Origin of the sequence: Clostridium sp. (assembly GCF_016650095.1) — a bacterium.
Taxonomy (GTDB): Bacteria; Bacillota; Clostridia; order Clostridiales; family Clostridiaceae; genus Clostridium_AD.
In genome coordinates this window covers 1-1,754 of the sequence record NZ_JAENWL010000447.1, presented here as the reverse complement: position 1 = coordinate 1,754, position 1,754 = coordinate 1, and the positions used below count along the sequence as shown (strand labels likewise).

General features: G+C 29.3%; 3 protein-coding genes and 1 pseudogene. All 4 read left to right on the top strand.

All coding sequences use genetic code 11. From position 1 onward, the window contains the following. The first annotated feature begins 30 nt into the window (after nt 1-30). The 4 genes and pseudogenes from JJE11_RS17695 to JJE11_RS17680 all read left to right on the top strand — a co-directional run bounded on the left by JJE11_RS17695 (nt 31) and on the right by JJE11_RS17680 (nt 1,680). Nucleotides 31-603, top strand: coding sequence for a CHAP domain-containing protein (locus JJE11_RS17695; protein ID WP_291638017.1), 573 nt, complete (start codon nt 31-33; stop codon nt 601-603). 129 nt (nt 604-732) lie between these two features. Further along, a pseudogene (locus JJE11_RS17690) lies at nt 733-924 on the top strand (DUF255 domain-containing protein); the annotation flags it as partial. A 47-nt stretch (nt 925-971) separates the two neighbouring features. Beyond that, nucleotides 972-1,373, top strand: coding sequence for a nucleotidyltransferase substrate binding protein (locus JJE11_RS17685; protein ID WP_291638015.1), 402 nt, complete (start codon nt 972-974; stop codon nt 1,371-1,373). Nucleotide 1,374: 1 nt separating this feature from the next. Further along, a complete protein-coding gene (locus JJE11_RS17680; RefSeq protein WP_291638012.1) occupies nt 1,375-1,680 on the top strand; it encodes a nucleotidyltransferase family protein in 306 nt (101 codons plus the stop codon). The last annotated feature ends 74 nt before the right edge of the window (nt 1,681-1,754 follow it).

Below are 1,754 nucleotides of genomic sequence, written 5' to 3'. Positions count from 1 at the left end.
TATTATGAATCAAATTGAAAGGAAAGAGATATGAGAAATAAGTGGCTGAAATTATTTATATTTATCATTATTATTGTGTTAGTAGGTGGAGGATTTTATATTTTAAGAGATAGAAAAATGATAGGAAAAGAAATAGATAGTTATAAAAATGTAGATATATATTACAATGGTATCATTTATACAAAAGCGTATGGCAAGAATTATAGTGAAGATGGGTACTATTATGGTCAGAAATGGCAATGCGTAGAATATATAAAAAGGTTTTATCATCAAGCAAAAGAGCATAAAATGCCTGATGTATATGGGAATGCTAAGGATTTCTTTGATTCGGATGTGCCACAAGGAGAATTAAACAAACGTAGAGATTTAGTTCAATATAGGAATGGAGGTAATGTTAAACCTGAACCTGATGATTTAATCGTTTTTACAGACACAAACTTTGGACATGTTGCCATTGTAACAGAAGTGACATCTGATTATGTAGAAGTTATTCAACAGAATGTTTATGGTAAAAAAAGAGAAAGATATGAACTTATTACCAAAGAAAACCAATACTATATTGGAGCAAAAAGGAAACCTGCTGGATGGTTACGAAAGGAATAGTTTAAATCATAACATTCTTTTATAACCCAACAAACCTTATATAAATTTATGATACTTCTTATAGAGACTTAAAGTAGTTACCTTGGGCATAATATCATTAATACATATTTGATAGGAGTTGTTGTAGCTATGACTAAACCAGAAACTATTAATCAAAATAGAAAACCTAATAAATTAATTAATGAAAAGTCTCCATACCTTCTGCAACATGCCCACAATCCAGTAAATTGGAATTCATGGGGAGAGGAAGCCTTTGCATAAGCCAAAGAAGAAGATAAATCAATCTTCCTTTCAATCGGCTATTCTACTTGTCATTGGTGCTTGTACAAATAGGATATTAATATATACTATATATAAGAGGTGTATTTATGGATAACTTAAAGGATATTAGATGGAAACAGAGATTCGAGAATTTCAATAAATCATATAAGTTGATGGAGAAATATTCAAAACAACAAATAACTTCAGAACTAGAAAAAGCAGGTATAATTCAATTTTTTGAAATGACTTTTGAATTAGCCTGTAAGGTATTAAAAGATTATTTAGAAGCTGAAGGATATGTTGTAAAGAGTCCAAGAGAAGCAATTAAGCAAGCCTTTCAAATTGGGTTAATAGATAATGGTCATGTATGGATAGAAGCATTAGCAAACAGGAATCTGACGACACATACTTATGATGAAATGTTAGCTGATAAAATGTCAAAAGAAATAGTGGAACTATATTTTCCAGAACTTAAAAAAATGAATGATCGATTATCGGGGGAATTATAGTATGTTTGGATTAATAGATAGAGATATTCAATATATTAAAGATGCAATAGCAAAATTTGAAACTATAGAAAAGGCTATTATATTTGGAAGCAGAGCGATGGGGAATTATAAGAAAGGCTCAGATGTTGATATAGCTATTTTTGGTGAGCAGATAACAAGTGAGGTTATTTTTAACCTAGATGATTATTTAAATGAAACTTCGCCTTTACCTTATTTTTTTGATATACTTCATTATGAAAGTATATCAAATGACAATCTTAAGAAGCATATAGTTGATGAAGGAAAAATTATATTCGAGAGAATATGAGATGAATTAAATAATTTGTTAAATATGTTTACTGAGTGCCTTCCTAAATTTGTACAAATAAAATTTGGGAAGGT

Excerpts from the sequence above, each read along its gene's own strand:
- JJE11_RS17695 (WP_291638017.1), top strand. The coding sequence starts at position 31 with ATGAGAAATAAGTGGCTGAAATTATTTATATTTATCATTATTATTGTG.
- JJE11_RS17685 (WP_291638015.1), top strand. The coding sequence starts at position 972 with ATGGATAACTTAAAGGATATTAGATGGAAACAGAGATTCGAGAATTTC.
- JJE11_RS17680 (WP_291638012.1), top strand. The coding sequence starts at position 1,375 with ATGTTTGGATTAATAGATAGAGATATTCAATATATTAAAGATGCAATA.